The organism is Agrobacterium sp. NPDC090273 (assembly GCF_044772305.1).
Lineage (GTDB): Bacteria > Pseudomonadota > Alphaproteobacteria > Rhizobiales > Rhizobiaceae > Agrobacterium.
The window spans coordinates 116878-132579 of the sequence record NZ_JBIVYN010000001.1; the positions used below are offsets into that span (position 1 = coordinate 116878).

11 protein-coding genes are annotated in these 15702 nt (G+C 53.3%); 9 read left to right on the forward strand and 2 right to left on the reverse strand.

What is annotated here, in order from left to right; all coding sequences use genetic code 11:
* The first annotated feature begins 33 nt into the window (after positions 1 to 33).
* Positions 34 to 1110 carry a nucleoside recognition domain-containing protein gene (locus tag ACIQT8_RS00635; protein ID WP_400962290.1) on the forward strand — a complete coding sequence of 359 codons (1077 nt, stop codon included), beginning with the start codon at positions 34 to 36 and terminating at the stop codon, positions 1108 to 1110.
* 58 nt (positions 1111 to 1168) lie between these two features.
* On the opposite strand, the gene mmsB is transcribed toward ACIQT8_RS00635, so the two are convergent.
* On the reverse strand, positions 1169 to 2056 hold the full coding sequence (gene mmsB, locus ACIQT8_RS00640) for a 3-hydroxyisobutyrate dehydrogenase (RefSeq protein ID WP_400964319.1): 888 nt from the start codon (positions 2054 to 2056) through the stop codon (positions 1169 to 1171).
* A 132-nt stretch (positions 2057 to 2188) separates the two neighbouring features.
* On the opposite strand from mmsB, the gene ACIQT8_RS00645 reads away from it, so the two are divergent.
* The 4 genes from ACIQT8_RS00645 to ACIQT8_RS00660 all read left to right on the forward strand — a co-directional run bounded on the left by ACIQT8_RS00645 (position 2189) and on the right by ACIQT8_RS00660 (position 7791).
* Entirely contained in the window at positions 2189 to 3076 is an 888-nt protein-coding gene (locus ACIQT8_RS00645; RefSeq protein WP_400962293.1) for a LysR family transcriptional regulator, read from the forward strand.
* 243 nt (positions 3077 to 3319) lie between these two features.
* Positions 3320 to 4732, forward strand: coding sequence for a short-chain fatty acyl-CoA regulator family protein (locus ACIQT8_RS00650; RefSeq protein ID WP_400964321.1), 1413 nt, complete (start codon positions 3320 to 3322; stop codon positions 4730 to 4732).
* A gap of 56 nt (positions 4733 to 4788) precedes the next feature.
* Complete coding sequence (locus ACIQT8_RS00655; protein WP_400964323.1) at positions 4789 to 5682, forward strand: LysR family transcriptional regulator; 894 nt, start codon at positions 4789 to 4791, stop codon at positions 5680 to 5682.
* Between the two features lie 435 nt (positions 5683 to 6117).
* On the forward strand, positions 6118 to 7791 hold the full coding sequence (locus ACIQT8_RS00660; RefSeq protein ID WP_400962296.1) for an ATP-dependent nuclease: 1674 nt from the start codon (positions 6118 to 6120) through the stop codon (positions 7789 to 7791).
* Between the two features lie 241 nt (positions 7792 to 8032).
* Here the strand turns inward: ACIQT8_RS00660 and ACIQT8_RS00665 are convergent, their stop codons facing one another.
* Positions 8033 to 9127, reverse strand: a complete 1095-nt coding sequence (locus ACIQT8_RS00665) for an enoyl-CoA hydratase/isomerase family protein (RefSeq protein ID WP_400962299.1) — start codon at positions 9125 to 9127, stop codon at positions 8033 to 8035.
* Between the two features lie 376 nt (positions 9128 to 9503).
* Between ACIQT8_RS00665 and ACIQT8_RS00670 the strand changes: the two genes are divergently transcribed.
* The 4 genes from ACIQT8_RS00670 to scpA are packed head-to-tail and all read left to right on the forward strand — an operon-like array spanning position 9504 to position 15692.
* Complete coding sequence (locus ACIQT8_RS00670; RefSeq protein WP_400962302.1) at positions 9504 to 11036, forward strand: acyl-CoA carboxylase subunit beta; 1533 nt, start codon at positions 9504 to 9506, stop codon at positions 11034 to 11036.
* Positions 11017 to 11520 (forward strand): hypothetical protein, encoded by a 504-nt coding sequence (locus tag ACIQT8_RS00675; RefSeq protein WP_400962305.1) that lies wholly within the window; start codon positions 11017 to 11019, stop codon positions 11518 to 11520. The genes ACIQT8_RS00670 and ACIQT8_RS00675 overlap by 20 nt, the downstream gene beginning before the upstream one ends.
* Entirely contained in the window at positions 11513 to 13516 is a 2004-nt protein-coding gene (locus ACIQT8_RS00680; RefSeq protein ID WP_400962308.1) for an acetyl-CoA carboxylase biotin carboxylase subunit, read from the forward strand. The genes ACIQT8_RS00675 and ACIQT8_RS00680 overlap by 8 nt, the downstream gene beginning before the upstream one ends.
* Before the next feature lie 40 nt (positions 13517 to 13556).
* Positions 13557 to 15692, forward strand: a complete 2136-nt coding sequence (gene scpA / locus ACIQT8_RS00685) for a methylmalonyl-CoA mutase (RefSeq protein WP_400962311.1) — start codon at positions 13557 to 13559, stop codon at positions 15690 to 15692.
* Positions 15693 to 15702 lie beyond the last annotated feature (10 nt).

A 15702-nucleotide genomic window follows, 5' to 3' on the forward strand; every position in this document is an offset into this window, starting at 1 on the left:
GTTGTGCGTTTAATGCACGATGGATGGACGTTGTTGAACGTTTATTCGATAGCGAGGTCACAGTATTACAGAGGTGTCGATGCTGAGCCGATACAAGCCAATCGACCGTTCGTGGCAGGTGATACGCACAATCTGGACCATGCGCGCGCAAACAATCATTTAGAAGCCAAGACAATGCAAACAATAATTGAAGCTGTGCTCCAGGCGGGACGCAGCGCGGTCGATATCGCTCTATACACGCTCCTTCCCATCATGTTGGTTATGATGGTTCTTATGCGTTTCCTGCATGGAGCGGGTGTCATCGACCGAGCGGTGAGGATAATGGAACCAGCGTTGTCACCGTTCGGGCTCAACGGGCTTTCGGTGCTGGTCATGATCCAGATCAGTCTTGTGAGTTTTGCAGCGCCTCTACCGACGTTGACCCTCATGGAAGATCGGGGAACATCAAACCGGAGGCTGGCTGCTGCGCTTGCTGCTGTACTCGCAATGGCTCCAGCGAACGCAACATTTCCGATGGCGGCAATTGGAGTTAACGCGGGCTTGACAGTTCTACTCTCCGTAATCGGAGGGCTCGTCGCATCATCCTGCTGTTTTTACGTCTTCGGAAGAAAACTTTCGGCTGACCCGCTGGAGCCGAACGCGATCGAGAAACGCGCCACTACAAAGCCTTCGATCTTGAAAACCATTGAGATAGGAGGCTCTGAGGCAATGCTTGTAGTGCTACGGGTGATACCAATGCTGCTTCTCTCGCTTTTCGTAGTCTATTCTGCGCAATCGGCTGGTGTAATAAATATCCTGAAGACGGTTCTTGCACCATTGTTCTCGTTCCTGGGCCTGTCGACCGATCTCATTCTGCCAATAATCACGAAATATTTGGCTGGTAGCACCGCTCTGGTCGGGCTTTACACCGACCTCGACCGTAGTGGCACGGTTTCATCGATCCTCACGAGTGACTCGACTATCGGCTTCCTTCTGCATCCATTCGATCTACCCGGAATAGCAATTCTACTTTCCGCTGGCCCGCGGATCGCACGGTGTGCCCTGCCAGCGTTGGTTTCGGCCCTGGTGGGAATAGGTATTCGCTCCGCGCTTGGTTTCGTAGTCGCCTGAAGTTATTTCAGTTCAGAAAAGGGAAGGGCGATCGGTCGCCCTTCAAACCAAACGACAGTCAAGAGCGATACAGTCTACTGATGTACGAGAAATCTCTTAACGCTGAGCCAGACTCCAGGTTGGAGCACATCGAGTACAGGCTCCTCGCGAGTGCACCCATCGGCGTGGTGTAGCGCGATGACTGAGCACAATCCAGGGCGAGATCCAAATCCTTGAGCATCAGACCCAATTGGAAGCCGCTCTTGTAGTCATTGCTTGCAGGTGCGTCCGGATCAACACCCGGCCAAGGATTCCATCGAGTTAGTAGGTTGCTCCCCCCAGTACTGCTTTGCATGACTTTGGTAAGGGCGCTGGGGTCGAGGCCATTGCGAACACCCATGCCAATCGCCTCGGCGGTCCCGGTCATAATGATGGCCGCCAGCATGTTGTTGCATTGTTTCGCTACCTGACCAGCACCGTGGTCCCCCATGTGCACTATGGAAGTGCCCATCGCCTCAAGCAAAGGGGTGACACGCTCGAGTTGGCTAACGTCACCGCCCACCATAAAAGTAAGCGTGCCGTTGCGAGCGCCGATCGGTCCACCAGAGACTGGCGCGTCTAGCGTGGCCGCGCCGAATTGCTCAACGGATAACGCCAGCTTTTTTGTCACATCGACTGAGACACTGGAGCAGTCGACAAATAGGGTGCCGGCAGCGACACCTTCCAGAAAGCTTGGATCAGCAAGAAACAGGCTCTCTAGCACAAGGTCGTTTGGCAGCATCGTGAAGACCACTTCAGCCTTCGAAATGGCTGTGCGGGGATCGGCGGCAGTGCGTCCACCATCCGCTTCAAAACCAGCAACGGCATCAGCGCTCAAATCGAAACCAACGACATCGAAGCCTTTTCTAAGAAGATTACGGGCCATGTGTCCGCCCATCGTGCCTAAACCAATAAATGCGATCTGCATCGTTTTCACTTGCCTCCTCCAGGTTTTCACTCAGGCAACGACGCTATCACCCGAGATCAACTTGTTCCTCGATCTAATTCGTGTATCGCTTGTGCGTAGATGCACAGCCTGATCGCTAAGGGAGGGTGATTGATGGAATGGGACGATCTTCGGTACCTTCTCGCGCTTGCTCGAGCCAAAACACTTGCTGGCGCGGCAAGGAAGCTTGGTGTCCGTCATACGACCGTGGCACGGCGCATTAAAGGACTGGAAGCGTCTCTGAATTGCCATCTCTTCGACCATTCTTTCGAAGGCTACATCCTGACGGAGAAAGCAAGGCAGCTAGTTGCTGCGGCAGAGGTCATGGAGCGCGAATTCGTGGCGGCCTCCCGTGCTGCGGACGCTGTGACTGATGACACAGTTGGAACTGTACGGATCGGATGTGCTGAGGGATACGGCACTATGGTGTTGCCTCGTCACCTTGCTCAGTTCCAAGCAAAGAACCCAAACACTCTGGTTGATCTGCTCACGGTACCTAGGCCAATCCACATACCGAAAAATGAGGCCGACATCGTTATCACGATCGATCGGCCCAAGCCGGGACCATATGTAATAACGAAACTCGCCGACTATAGTTTGAGGCTCTACGGTTCATTGGGCTATCTAGAGGCATCGTCTCCGCTAAAGAACTTGGAGAGTTTGAGAGAGCACCGATTTGTCTCCTACATAGACGAGATCGCAGTAGCAAAATCATTGCCTAATCTCATTGGAACACTCGACAAGCGCCCGGCGATTAGAAGCACAAGCTTGATCTCCCAAGTTGAAGCTGTGCGTTCCGGTGCCGGCCTAGCGATCCTTCCGTGCTATGTTGGGAACAGGCATAACGATCTAACGTCTGTACTTGAACGCGAGATGAGCTTCATTCGCACTTACTGGATGATCATGCCGATGGAGTTGAAGGGTGACAGGCGGGTCCGCGCAGTCTGGGACTATCTGCGCGATGCTGCTCGATCCGAAAAACTTACAGATGATCGTCGGTGAAGAGGTGCCTGTCCGCTAGGCCGCACGAAACGCTTTCCAATATTTGAGTGTGAATAGTTGACTACCATCATTGTCAGTAGTGGGCGTTCTAGCGCCCTCATAGTGTAGCTTCCCTTTGTTTGCACTGTCTGTTCTGCGTTTCGTATTTGAGCTGTGGCAAATGTCAGATTTGAAATCATTCCATTGACAGCCTGCGCCAGTCGTGATGCTAAATTGCAAATCGAATTCAGCGAAAGTGCGAAAATGGCGCCTGCCAAATTGTACATTGGACGCAAGGTCCGACAGATTCGCGAGCAGAACAACGCGACGCAGGCGTTCTTTGCTGAGCGGCTCGGAATTTCGACGAGCTACCTCAATCAGATCGAGAACAACCAGCGACCTGTCTCTGCGAGTGTGCTCATTGCTTTGGCCGATCGTTTCCGGATCGACATTGCGGAAATTTCTGCGGGAGAGAATGAGCGACTGCTTTCCGCGCTGTCAGAAGCATTCACGGATCCGCTCTTCGATGCCTATTCCCCGACTGTTCAGGAATTGAAACTGATCACGCAGAACGCACCAACCTTTGCTCATGCTTTGATCACCAGTCATCAAGCTTACAGACGGAAAAGTGAGCAACTGGCTAGTTTCGATGACAGACTGGAGCGTCCCGGTGCGTACCCGGAAACGACACCGTATGAGGAAGTCCGTGACTTCTTTCACTTCGTGGACAACTACATCCATGATCTTGATCTAATCGCTGAAGCCCTGGCCGAGAGGCTGTCTGTCGGTAACCGTGACTCGTATCTCGCGCTTACGACATTTCTCGAGAGCGAATTCGACGTTCGAACGATCGTTGGTGAACGAGGTGAAGATTTCATTCGACGTTTTGATGCTCAGGCACGAACGCTCACACTAAATCCATATCTGCCCATCGCGACAAAAGCTTTTCAGGTCGCTTTCCAGATCGCGAACCTTCATGCGGGTGCCAAGATCGAGGAGATCGCCTTCGCTGCGAGTTTTCGAAGCGAGGAGGCTCAGGAAATCTGTCGGGTGGGCTTGCAGAACTATTTTGCGGGTGCGCTAGTGTTGCCATACCGGAAGTTCCTACTCGCTGCACGCGAACTCCGTCACGATATAGAACTCTTGGCAGTCCGGTTCGGGACTTCTCTGGAGCAGGTTTGTCATCGTCTCTCAACGCTGCAGCGTCCCGGTGAAAAGGGCGTGCCTCTTTTCTTCGCTAGGATCGACCGTGCCGGCAACATAACAAAAAGGCATAGTTCCGCAAAACTGCAATTCGCAAGATTCGGAGCAGCCTGTCCGCTTTGGAACGCCCATCAGGCATTCGAAGCGCCGGGCAAGATCATCAGGCAGTTGGCAGAAACCCCGGATGGAGTTCGGTATCTCTGTCTTGCCGTTCAGGTGAACAAGGGGCTCGCTGGTTTCAAGGCGACACAGACACCTTATGCACTCGCGCTGGGGTGCGAGATCTCCTACTCCGACGAATTCGTATATGCAGATGACATCTATGTGGGGAGCGGTACGGGGTTCGACCCCATCGGGATTTCTTGTCGCATCTGTGAGCGAGTAGCTTGTCCCAGTCGGGCGATCCCACCCGTTAAAAGGAAGCTCTCGGTTGACCACAGTGAGCGGGGAATTCTTCCCTACAACTTGCCGTAAAGGCCTCACTATCCGTGGCAGCGGATTACAGGACACCGGACATGACAGGCACACCAATGGATTGGAATGATCTAAAGTACTTCCTTGCGGTCGCGAGGGCGAAAAGCCTAACTGGGGCTGCTACTAGGCTGAAAGTCAGTCAGGCCACTGTTTCTCGGAGAATCACTGCGTTGGAAAGCTCTTTGAAAACGAGCCTATTCGCGCGCGGAATTGGCGGTTTTCTCCTCACTGAAACCGGGCAAGCCCTTGTGGCTCACGCCGAAGAGGCTGAGGCGCATATGCTATGGATAGAGCGGGGTGCGACATCTCCTGCGGATTCTCTATCAGGAACCATTCGCCTGGAAGTGCCGGAGCTGTTGGGGCAGTATTTCATCATTCCCGAGCTAGCAGAGTTCGCTCTTCGCCATCCTGATATTCAACTCGAAATTATCGCAGATGTTCGTTCAGCTCGACTCTCAAAAGGCGAGGGGGACGTACTCATACGGCTTTCCCGTCCGGACCATGGCGACTACACCATCCGAAAAATCGGCCGACTGACGTTGGGTCTTTATTGCGCTCAACAATATATTGATCGGTACCCAGATTGGGATCGCGCGTCACTCACCGGTGACCATAGGCTGATTGGGTGGGAGGCATCCCTTGGCTACCTACCGATGGCACGATGGCTTGAGGAACAGGGCGGCGGCTCCGGCCTCAATTATTCGGTACGGTCACATACAATGGGCAGTCAGCTAGCTGCTGCACAGGCTGGCATCGGGATGGCTGTGTTGCCAAGCTTTCTTGCCAAGCGAGCCGGATTGGAGCGCGTCCTGCGAGGTGCGCAGCCGTTTGAAACCGATATCTGGCTATTGCAGCAAAGCGATTCTCACAAGCTGACCCGCGTCCGCGCATTGTCTGATTACCTAAGTGAAGCGTTCGCCAAGGCATCGAATGAACTGATTGAGTCCTGACGAGACTTGGTGGGATTGAGAGAATGTACTTAAATAAATATTCAGCTTCGGGTAGCAATTGCATTAGTCAATCTTCCTGCGACTTGAACATGCGGTGTCATGATCCGAATTGATCGCTCCGTTTATCCAGACGCTCATGGAAAGCGGCATAACGAGTCCAGCAGCAATCGGTTGCTTCGAAGGTTAGGGCAAGATTGAAGCATATCCTCCCTTTGAGGAGAATAATCTTTATAACTGCGTTTCAACTCTCTGATCGGATTTCTCAAGAAAGTTTCAGATGAGAATGGAGTCTTGTTTGTGACTTACAGTCCGGCATTCGCGGTATAGGAGTGGTTTATCTCGGATTTTGCCACTACTGGTACTGTAAGGTATTCAGTTCCATCATTCCGCAACTCGCGTTTGACCCGTCTGCACTGTTCTTTTCTCGAGGAAAAAATGCATATTGACACGCTTACTTTTAATGCAGGTTCGACAGAAGGAGAACCTGCACTCCGTATTTCTCCTAAGCGCGTTACAGTTTTCGTCGGCCCAAATAATGGGGGGAAAAGTGCTTCGTTGAGAGAGATCCACCACAGCATCACGACGGGGCGGGACGCGGGGGTTATCTTTTCAAGAATTGATCATTCAATACCAGAATTAGAGGATCTCGGCGCCTTACTTGATCGGTTCACTTTTCGAGACATACCTGCTTCGAATCCTGGACATGTCCAATTTGGGTATCGCGGCAATCGTCAAGAAGTGAACCTTCAGTTCCTTCGCGAAAGGTTCTCCATGATTAATGGCCGACCTTCCGATTATGCCTACGCCATGGTGCTACAACACCTAGTACTGAGCCTCGGCGGTGAAAACCGATTGGGAATGGTCAATGGTGGCGGAGCGCAGCCGCTAACACAAAAGCCGCAATCCACAATCGCCGCGATATTCTTGGAGGACGAATTACGGAAAAAAGTTTCCGACATCGTTTTTGAGGCATTCAATCAGCATTTGGTTGTAGACCCCACAAACATGGGTTTTTTGTCATATGTATTCTCGGACGACTACCCCTCAAGTGAGATTAGTCAATCGTTCGGGCGAGCCTCGATCGAATTCTTCTCCAAGTGTTCACCCGTAGTCGCGACCTCAGATGGTACTAAGGCCTTCGTCGGCATAATGACAGAAGTGATCGCCGGATCGCATGATATTTTGACTATTGATGAACCTGAAGCATTTTTGCATCCAGCACTCGCGTACCTGCTGGGGCGCGAAATAACGCGCAATCTGGCCGACAAGAAACAAATGTTTGTTTCCACCCATAGTCCTCACTTTCTCATGGGCTGCATTTCAGCAGGATTGCCTGTCGATATAGTCAGGCTGACATATAAGGCGAAAAAAGCGACAGCAAGACTACTGCCATCAGATCAAGTAAAGAGGATGATGTACGACCCGCTTCTCAAGTCGATTGGGGTTATGGGCGCACTTTTTTTCGAGAGCGCGGTGGTCGTAGAAGCGGATAGCGACCGTGCGTTCTACGAAGAAATCAACAGCCGCTTGAACTTATTCGGTGACGAGGGGGTCCGGCACGCTTCTTTTCTAAATGCTCATAACAAGCAAGAGGCTGTCCATATTGCCAGAGTATTGCGCAACATCGGGATTCCCGCTGCAATAATACTCGATCTCGATTGGATTAAGGAAGATGGAAAGGTTGCTCAACGTTATTTCGCCGCGGCGGGCGTGCCAGTAGGCTTGCGGCCCGGTTTGCTTGATACACGCCGCCGAGTGAGAGCGTCGCTTGACGCGGCAAATGAGCAATACAAGACTAAAGGCGGGATCGGTCTCCTTAAGGGAGAAGAACTTGAGACCGCAAAGTCTTTCTTCGACCAAATGGCGGCCTATGGATTATTCACCGTGCGAAACGGAGAACTCGAGAACTGGCTTCCTCACCTTGGTATAGATGTCCGCAAAGATTTATGGTTGAGCGCGATGTTCGAACGCCTTGGCTCCAATCCCGCTAATGAGGGTTTTGTTAAGCCCGCCGAGGGCGACGTATGGCAAGAAATTCGAGCGTTGAAAAACTGGATCCAGAAAACTGACAGGCAGGGAATGACCTACGTTGATCCCGCAGAATTGTGAAAAGTCGCGCCTTCTCAGACCTTTCCATGGGATACGATTTTCGTGTAGCGTTTGATTGAACTCCGAGCACCGTTGAACTTGCGCGAGGCATCGGTACGCGTGCAATAGATTTCGTTTCTATACCGATTTCCGAAGACGCCGTCGTACTCGTATGATCCCTGAACGATCATAGTTTGTCCTTGTCCGTTGACTGATAACGGAAAGCGTGCTCGCCAATCTGTTGAACCGAGTTGGCCTCGTATCATTCGAGTGGATGCCTGATATTTTCCGCGTCGATCTTCGGTAATCGAAGAAATGCGGTAATTTCGTTGTCGTCTACGGCATCGAGTGCATTCGGCACCCAGCGTGGGTGGCGATCCTTATCAATGACGGCTGCGCGAACACCCTCATAAAAATCTGGCGTTTCGAGAATCTGGAGACAGGCTCCGAGCTCTCGGTCAAGGCACGTGGCAAGACTCGAACTCGTACGGCCGAGCCGGAGAAGGCGAAGGGTCAATTTCAAGCTCGTAGGCGAACGGCTATCGAGGGTTTGCATAGTAGAGGCCGCGAACGCTTCATCTTCTGTGCGTAGTGCGGCTCGTATGGCCTCAATCTTGTCGAAGGCGAATGTCCGATTGATCAAATCTACGTACGGCTCGAGTCGAGCCTGCGGAGGGCTGATGGCGAACTCTATCACTTCTTCGCGGATTTTCTCCGCACTTATCCACGATGGCATGCGCGATATTGCGTCAATTAGTCCCGGGAGGTCTGAAGAGTGAACATAGTAATCCGCAAGCCCGGCCAGAATTGCGTCAGCGGCTCCAACGGTAACTCCCGTTAGGCCGAGATACGTACCAATCTCGGAGTCGCCGCGTGATAGTAGCCAGGTGGCACCTACGTCTGGAAAGTAGCCGATCCCGGTCTCTGGCATTGCCAGCCGGGTTCGTTCCGTAACGATCCTAATGTTGCCGTGTGCCGAGAGACCGACTCCGCCTCCCATCGTGATACCGTCCATTATCGCAAGGTAAGGCTTTGGATAGTTCGCAATAACCTGGTTCACGAGAAACTCGGTCTGCCAGAACTCCTGCGCGTAACTTGTTCGGTTGCTCCCACTGTTATGGAGCGCACGGATATCTCCTCCTGCGCAAAATCCTCGTTCCCCGTTGCCCAAGATCACAACGCTCGCGATCTCGGGATCCGCCGCACAATTATCTAGCGCGGCCGCAATGGCCTGAACCATAGGCAGCGTAAGACTGTTGAGAGCATTTGGTCGGTTAAGGCGAATGTGACCTGATGATCCCTGTTTCTCGAATATTACCTGCTCGTTCAGCGGGTGATGCAAACCGATCTGCGACATTTTTACCTCCCAGTGCGGTCGAAACTCTCCTCCAGCTCGACTGCATGTCACCGATGAGGATTTGCATTCGCTGCGACTAAGCAATCCTCAAAAATGAAAAATGATATTTCATTATTGGTGATTGTCGATCTTTAGCTCCTGAGCGCGATGTTTGCAGATTTGCAAATAGCAAAACATGCCTTTGCAAATCTACGCAATGTCACATCATCTGATCTTTTCAGGTCGCTATGAACAGGTACCTTCCTCGTCATTTACTTGATGGAGGCCCTCGAATGCTGCACCTCAATACGGACTGGCGAATTGTCAGTTCAGACCGCAAAACTACGATCCACTTAACCGACGAAACCTTCCCAGCATATTCGGAAGGGGCGGTCTGATGCGCGACATTCTGGAACAACTTGAGGACCGTCGCTCGAAAGCAAGGCTAGGTGGGGGGCAGGCCCGCATCGACGCTCAGCATTCGAAAGGAAAGCTTACCGCGCGTGAACGTATCGAGGTTCTCCTCGATGAGGGATCATTTGAAGAATACGACATGTACGTAACCCACCGGGCCACAGAGTTCGGTATGGCCGCGCAGCATTATCCAGGTGATGGCGTTGTGACTGGATGGGGAACGATCAATGGCCGACAGCTTTATGTTTTCAGTCAAGATTTTACCGTACTCGGCGGATCTCTCTCTGAAACCCACGCGCAGAAAATCTGCAAGATCATGGACATGGCCGTCAAGAACGGCGCGCCCGTCATAGGACTCAACGATTCTGGTGGTGCCCGAATACAAGAAGGGGTCGCATCGCTCGCCGGCTATGCCGACGTATTCAAGCGAAACGTGGAGGCATCGGGGGTCGTGCCCCAGATTTCCGTCATCATGGGGCCATGCGCAGGCGGTGCAGTGTACTCCCCTGCGATGACAGATTTCATCTTCATGGTTCGTGACACGTCATACATGTTTGTAACTGGCCCTGATGTCGTCAAAACCGTGACAAACGAGATCGTCACTGCTGAGGAACTGGGGGGCGCACGGACACACACGCAGAAATCATCCGTCGCAGACGGGGCCTATGAAAATGACGTTGAGACGCTCGAGGCTGTGCGCGCACTCTTTGACTTTTTGCCATTGAACAACAGGGTCAAGCCACCCGTGCGGCCTTTCCACGATGATCCGGGCAGGTTGGAAGCTAGGCTCGATACCCTGATCCCTGATAGTTCCAACAAGCCATACGACATGAAGGAGCTTATCCTTGCCTTGGCTGACGAGGGCGACTTCTTTGAAATACAAGAAGCTTTCGCTCGCAACATAATAACTGGCTTTCTCCGTCTTGAGGGCCAGACTGTCGGTGTGGTGGCGAACCAACCAATGGTCCTTGCGGGTTGCCTTGATATCGACTCTTCGCGCAAAGCCGCGAAGTTCGTGCGGTTCTGCGATGCTTTCAACATCCCTATTCTTACGCTCGTAGACGTGCCGGGCTTCTTGCCTGGAACCAGTCAGGAGTACGGGGGAGTAATTAAGCACGGAGCAAAGCTTCTGTTTGCGTACTCCGAGGCGACGGTTCCAATGGTGACGCTGATTACCAGAAAAGCGTACGGCGGCGCTTACGATGTGATGGCATCGAAGCACATAGGTGCCGACATCAACTACGCTTGGCCTACAGCCGAGATCGCGGTCATGGGTGCGAAGGGTGCCGCGGAGATTCTATACCGATCGGAGCTCTCTGACCCTGACAAGATCGCTGCCCGCACGAAGGAATATGAACAGCGCTTCGCCAACCCGTTTGTGGCTGCGGAGCGTGGATTCATTGATGAAGTGATCATGCCGCATTCCTCGCGAAAGCGGATAAGTCGGGCTTTTGCTGCCCTCCGGACAAAACACATAGAGGGGCCTTGGCGTAAGCATGACACGATCCCTCTCTGAACTCATCGCTGGCGACGTGGCCCCTGGATCATTGTCAATCCGCCCTGCAAGCCAGGGGGATGAGGCCTTCATCCTTTCCTTGGAGCGTTCTCACTCTAGCTCCTTCATATCCGACCGATGGGGGAGACCCGCGATCGAGCGTCCTGGGTTGGGAGACGCATTTCCGCACGCGTATTTCATTATTCAGAACGCGGGTCAGGACATCGGATGCATCGCGTTGTTTGAGGAACACGATGTTCTTCAGATCGAACAACTCTACGTAAAGGTCTCGGAGACAAAGGAACAAGTAGTCACCGAGGTTCTCAATCATCTGCTGCTGAAATCCGCCAATGCGTTCCAAAGGGTGTGTGTGATCGACGACAAGGATAGTCCGTCGCTCCGCGCATTCGAAAAGGCAGGATTTAAAGCAGTTTCCGCAGAGTCCCATAAGGCATTGCTCGAGCGGAAGATAACAATAGAGGATGGGGTCTCCCGCTATGTTTAAGAAGATTCTGATTGCAAACCGTGGCGAGATCGCTTGCCGAGTTATCAAGACTGCGAAGAAGATGGGGATCGCAACTGTAGCGGTGTACTCTGATGCGGATGCGGAAGCTCTTCACGTCAGAATGGCTGATGAAGCCGTGCACATCGGCGCGTCGCCGTCATCTCAATCGTATCTCGTTATCGACAAGATCATGGACGCTATCCGCACTACCGGCGCAGATGCTGTCCACCCGGGCTACGGGTTTCTTTCCGAGAACCCTATTTTCGCCGAGGCCTTGGCGAAGGAGGGGGTCGCGTTTATCGGCCCCCCGCCGACAGCTATTCATGCGATGGGTGACAAGATCACGTCCAAGAAAATCGCTGCCGAAGCTGGAGTGTCGACAGTTCCCGGTCACATGGGAATTATCGATACGGTCGATGATGCTGTGCAAATCGCCAGCTCAATTGGTTACCCTGTCATGATCAAGGCTTCGGCTGGCGGTGGTGGCAAGGGAATGCGAATTGCCTGGAGCGATGCCGAGGCGCGTGAAGGCTTCCAGTCATCCAAGAACGAGGCGAAGAGCTCGTTCGGCGACGATCGGATATTTATTGAGAAGTTCGTCACTGATCCCCGCCATATTGAGATTCAGGTGTTGGGCGACGCGCATGGCAATTGCCTGTATCTCGCGGAACGAGAATGCTCGATCCAAAGGCGAAATCAGAAGGTGATCGAGGAGGCTCCGTCACCCTTCCTTGATGAAGCGACTCGGAAAGCCATGGGCGAACAGGCTGTCGCTCTTGCCAAGGCTGTGGGATACACGTCAGCCGGGACCGTGGAATTCATTGTCGACGGAAATCGCAATTTCTATTTCCTTGAAATGAACACGAGACTCCAAGTCGAGCACCCGGTGACAGAACTCATTACGGGAATAGATCTCGTTGAGCAGATGATCCGCGTTGCGGCGGGTGAAAAACTGTCGCTCACGCAGAACGATGTCAAACTCACAGGCTGGGCAATCGAGAGCCGCCTTTACGCTGAGGATCCATACCGCAACTTCCTTCCCTCAATCGGGCGGCTTACACGATACCGGCCACCTGTCGAAGGTGAAAGGGATGACGGAACCATTGTTCGCAACGATACAGGGGTTTTCGAGGGTGGTGAAATCTCGATGTATTATGACCCCATGATTGCCAAACTCTGCACCTGGGCGAAAGATCGCTCAACTGCAATTGAGGCGATGGCCGACGCACTCGATAATTTCGAGGTAGAGGGAATTGGCAACAACCTTCCGTTCTTGTCTGCTGTCATGGGGCATGAGCGCTTTCAGGCAGGGCGACTGACAACAGGATTTATCGCCGAGGAATTCCCTTCCGGGTTCACGGGCATAGAGGCAAACGAGATCGTCTCGCGGCGTCTCGCGTCGATTGCGGCTTTTGTTCAGAACAGCCTTCAACAGCGTGCTGTTCAAATCTCCGGGACTATCGACAACCACCGCAGGGTCGTTCCAGGCCAATGGTCAGTTGAGCTTGGACAACGAAATGAAATTCTCACTGTACAACAGACCAACGCAGGATTGCTCGGAACATTCAATGATGGTGAACAGCAGACAGTTGCATCCGATTGGGTGCCGGGATGCAAACATGCCAGCTTCGTTGTCGCTGGGCAGGTGATGGGTGTAAAGGTCGATCTCGTCGGATCCAAGATCAGGCTGCGCTGGAGAGGCATCGACGTTTCAGCTCACGTCCGTAGTCGTCGTGTCGCCGACCTCGCGCGCCTTATGCCCCACAAGGAGCCCGCCGACACCTCAAAAATGTTGCTGTGCCCAATGCCCGGCGTACTTACATCGGTAGTCGCTGTTGAAGGCGACGTGGTTGAAGCGGGCCAGGCGCTTGCGACCGTAGAAGCGATGAAGATGGAAAACGTCCTGCGGGCGGAAAAGAAATCTGTCGTCAAGAAAATCGCTGCGTCCGTGGGGCAAAGCCTGTCGGTCGACGAACTGATCATGGAGTTCGAATGACAATGATGCGCGACAATACCAGCAACGGGAGTTCTTAAGCATGACTGCAAAGACCGTAGAGGACTGGTCGACGCTTGCCGAAAAAGAACTCAAGGCTCGTCCGGAAACAATAACCTGGCACACGCCAGAAGGGATTGAAGTCAAGCCTCTGTACACAGAGGCTGACATCGCCGATGCGCAGCATGTCGGATCACTCCCGGGCTTCGCGCCGTTTACGCGTGGTCCTCGTGCCACGATGTACGCGGGCCGCCCTTGGACGATTCGTCAGTACGCTGGCTTTTCGACTGCGGAAGCATCAAATGCTTTCTATCGTAAAGCGCTTGCTGCGGGACAGCAGGGTGTCTCTGTTGCATTCGACCTCGCCACTCATCGCGGCTACGACAGCGACCACCCGCGTGTCGAAGGCGACGTGGGAAAGGCGGGCGTGGCGATCGACAGCGTCGAGGACATGAAGATCCTTTTTGACGGCATTCCGCTCGAGAAAATCTCTGTCTCAATGACCATGAACGGCGCGGTTATTCCGATCCTCGCCAACTTCATTGTCGCTGGGGAGGAGCAGGGCGTATCGCGTGCTCTTCTCTCCGGAACCATTCAGAACGATATCCTCAAGGAATTCATGGTCCGCAACACCTACATCTACCCTCCCGAGCCCTCAATGCGCATCATTGCGGATATCATCGAGTATACTGCCAAGGAGATGCCCAAGTTCAATTCGATCTCCATCTCCGGCTACCACATGCAGGAAGCGGGCTCGACACTTGTGCAGGAACTGGCCTTCACGCTTGCTGATGGTAGAGAATACGTTCGGGCCGCAATCGCAAAAGGGCTGAATGTCGACGATTTCGCAGGCCGCCTTTCTTTCTTCTTCGCTATCGGAATGAACTTCTTCATGGAGGCCGCGAAGCTCCGCGCAGCACGTTTCCTCTGGACACGCATCATGGAAGAGTTCAATCCGAAGAAGGCATCGTCGCTGATGCTGCGAACCCATTGCCAGACTTCTGGAGTATCTCTCCAGGAACAGGATCCATATAACAACATCGTGCGGACAGCTTTCGAGGCGATGTCTGCAGCGCTCGGTGGCACGCAATCCCTACACACGAATTCGTTCGATGAAGCGATCGCTCTACCCACTGAGTTTTCGGCTCGCATCGCGCGCAACACGCAGCTTATTTTGCAGCATGAAACGGGTGTGACGAAAGTCGTCGATCCACTCGCGGGATCGTATTACGTCGAAAGCCTGACCAAGGAACTGGCAGACAAAGCTTGGGCGTTAATCGAAGAGGTTGAAACTCTGGGAGGGATGACGAAGGCCGTGAACGAAGGCCTTCCGAAGCGGTTGATTGAGGAGGCTGCAACTCGCCGCCAAGCCGCAGTCGACCGTGGCGAGGAGGTCATTGTCGGTGTCAATAAATACCGACTCGAGAACGAAGATGAAATCGAGATCCTTGCGATCGACAACGCAATTGTCCGGGCTGCTCAGGTCAAGCGGATCGCGGAGACGCGGCGGCGACGCGATCCACTAATGGCGCAGCAAACACTGGATGCTTTGGAGAGATGCGCTCGGACTGGTGTTGGCAATCTTCTTGCTGCCGCGGTTGAGGCTGCCCGTGCCCGTGCGACTGTAGGCGAGATTTCCGATGCGATGCGCAAGGCATTTGGGGATCACGCGGCAGTGCCCGAAGTGGTAAAGGATGTCTACGGACAGGCCTACGATGGTGATCCCGAAATGCAGATCCTCTCCGACCGCCTTCAGGAGTATAATAAGGCGAAGGGAGGTACACCGCGAATCCTTATTGCGAAGCTCGGTCAGGACGGGCATGACCGTGGAGCTAAGGTCATTGCATCAGGTTTCACCGATATAGGGTTTGATGTCACCATGGGCCCGCTGTTCCAGACACCAGACGAAGCAGCCGATCTCGCAATCGCAGAGAAAGTGAATGTCGTCGGCATTTCTTCCTTGGCTGCAGGCCACAAGACGCTTGCTCCCCAGCTTGTCGAGGCTCTGAAATCAAGAGGTGCGGGAGATGTTGTCGTTGTCGTAGGCGGGGTCATTCCTAGACAGGACTACGATTTCTTGTTGGAACGAGGCGTTTCAGCCGTCTTCGGCCCCGGAACGGTGGTCATAGACGCGGCGCGCTTCATCCTCGATCTGGTCGAGGGCCGGATGCGAAACTAAAGGTAGTGAC